The following is a 2,503-nucleotide window of genomic DNA, read 5'->3' on the forward strand; positions in this document are numbered from 1 at the left end:
ATAAACGATAATAAAATACTACGTGAAAAGACCACGTTTTATATAAAAATATACCTTAAGTTGATGGATGTGGGGTGATACCCCTTAACGAAAGTAAACTTTTGGGTAAAAGTTTACTTTCATTAAAATAACAAATTGTAAGTAGCGAATCCGCTGCTTTTTTATTTTGCATAGAAAAAGGAACCATAATAGGCTCCTTAATTCGATTCAGAAGTTGTGTAGTTTTTATTGATGATATCTCGCATGTTTAAGATAAAGAATAGAAGAAAAACCACGGCTATGATACCGTTAGCCCAGTAGTATGTATGCCCCGTTGTGAATCCAGTATAGAAAGAAAGTGAATTCCAAATTAAAAGGATTGTTGAACAGATAGTAGAGATTAATAATGAACCAAAACTTCTCATGATTGTCACCTCGATTCAAAATGTTAGAGATTATTTATAATTTTACATCCTGATAAATAGATTTATAATAATAGGATGTAATAAAATGATTTAAAGGAATTACCGTGAGATGGGGGAATATGGCTAGGTAGCAAATCCGCTACTTTTTTATTTTGCATAGAAAAAGGAACCATAATAGGCTCCTTAATTCGATTCAGAAGTTGTGTAGTTTTTATTGATGATATCTTTTATGTTGATAATTAAGGATATAAAGAATCCAGCAGCTAGGATACCGTTTACCCAGTAATATGTATTCCCTGATGTAAATTTATTATAAAAGGAATCGACATTATAATATACTAAGCCTGCTGAAAGGACGGTAGAAATTACTAACGTACCAAAACTTTTCATACTGTTCACCTCAATTTTAAATTTTTCGACTTTTGGTACAATTATACATTTAAATAAAAAGATTTACAAAGGGATTATCATAAGGAAGAGTTAGACAAATGAGGTATCGCCAGGATTTTGGAAAAAACCACGCTAAGAAAAAAATACAATAAGCTGCCCATATGAACAGCTTATTTACATAATTATCTTTAGCGGAAGTCATTTTAAAATTCTATGTGTCGATTTTTTCTTTGCCCTTACGGATAAACCACCATATCAAAGCCACAAATAGCACGAAAAGCGGTATTATTTGAATAAAGAAAAATCCTTTCCAAAAATAAAGTGGATTATTATATGTAAATTCTGTTGCCGCCTCATTTGTATAAGAAACAAACGAACCTACCAAATAAGCCATTGGAATTGTGATTAGATTTATTCCTAGAAAGACCATTATCAATGATAGGTTTTTATCTTTAATTTTTGGTGAACCAGACTTGATAAATAAAAATGTTGCAGTGCCAAATATAAGAAAAAGTGTCATTACATAAAAAATCCCCATAATACCCCTCCATGATTTTAATTGTACCATCAGCAAAGACAACTTTGTGCAAATTTGGATGAATAGGATATTCATGCTCAGTTAACATAACGTCTCATTATCGGTAGTAAAGACATGGTGGATTTCTACTCTCATAAGGAATCCGCCTTTTTCTTTTTCTATGACTCTATTCATTTTTTTATACATTCCTATCCTGGATGGGTTTCAGAGTTCCCGTTTGTTACTAAATTAGCCGAAAAACTGCATAAAATCTTGCATGGTTTTTTTCCGAAATGCTGGTGCTACCCCATCGCTATCAAGTTAAAAAACTAATTATCCCCCAAAACGAAAAAAACGAGCTGAATTCACATAAATAACTGTAGCGAGATAAAAATTTCGTTCTGGGGGTACTATAAAATTTTAGCCTGATGGCGATGCGTCAGTACCCCATAAAGAAAAGACACTCATATAAGAGTGTCTTTTCTAATATAAGCAAAAACGTAACATATTATTTATCTGTTTGTTTTTGCTTATTTTTCAAATACTCCGCACGCAATTTTTCAAGTTGCTGCTTTTTATCAAATTTGGCAGGCGTCTGTTTTTCATGAAACTTTGCCACAGCTACCTGACCTTTGTAATCCAATTGATATTTTCCCACTTTGTTCACCTACTTTTCTTGTCTTTAAAGAGAATCTATTCAACAAATATAATATACCTTATTTTACTGAAGTAAACCTTATTACTTTATTAGTTGCAAAGTCTTTTTCCTACTTGTTTAAAAAAATCACCCCTTGTTATTAACTTTTCTACTTATATCTATCTTGATCCGAATATTTCCTACTTCACAATCTCAATAGAGTAAAGCCTATTGGTACATAATCAAATCACCTTTAAATTAGACTCCATAATGTCTCATAAGATTTGTATCAAAATGCTTATCGTTGTAAATGCGTATTTTCCTGACTCTCCCCCATAAAGAAAAGACACCCTAAGGTGCCTTTCTCCGACTTGAACCGTCTTAATTTTAATAATAGGTATTGGATTCCCATCCGAATATTATTTTATCATGTTAAGTAATATTGGTCATTGAGAAAAGGAAAAGCCCTATATAGGGGTACCGCCACACATCCATCAACTTAAGGATTTAGACTATTCTTGAAGTTAAAAGCACGTTACTATTCTCTTATGTTAA

4 protein-coding genes are annotated in these 2,503 nt (G+C 32.0%); all 4 read right to left on the minus strand.

All coding sequences use genetic code 11. From position 1 onward, the window contains the following. Positions 1-197: 197 nt before the first annotated feature. Complete coding sequence (locus tag BAU28_RS30920; protein WP_071718960.1) at positions 198-404, minus strand: hypothetical protein; 207 nt, start codon at positions 402-404, stop codon at positions 198-200. A gap of 183 nt (positions 405-587) precedes the next feature. Next, positions 588-794 carry a hypothetical protein gene (locus BAU28_RS14890; RefSeq protein WP_071718961.1) on the minus strand — a complete coding sequence of 69 codons (207 nt, stop codon included), beginning with the start codon at positions 792-794 and terminating at the stop codon, positions 588-590. 211 nt (positions 795-1,005) lie between these two features. Continuing rightward, entirely contained in the window at positions 1,006-1,332 is a 327-nt protein-coding gene (locus tag BAU28_RS14895; protein WP_071718963.1) for a hypothetical protein, read from the minus strand. 487 nt (positions 1,333-1,819) lie between these two features. Then, complete coding sequence (locus BAU28_RS30430; protein ID WP_071718966.1) at positions 1,820-1,969, minus strand: hypothetical protein; 150 nt, start codon at positions 1,967-1,969, stop codon at positions 1,820-1,822. Positions 1,970-2,503 lie beyond the last annotated feature (534 nt).

Source organism: Bacillus paramycoides, assembly GCF_001884235.1.
Lineage (GTDB): Bacteria > Bacillota > Bacilli > Bacillales > Bacillaceae_G > Bacillus_A > Bacillus_A paramycoides.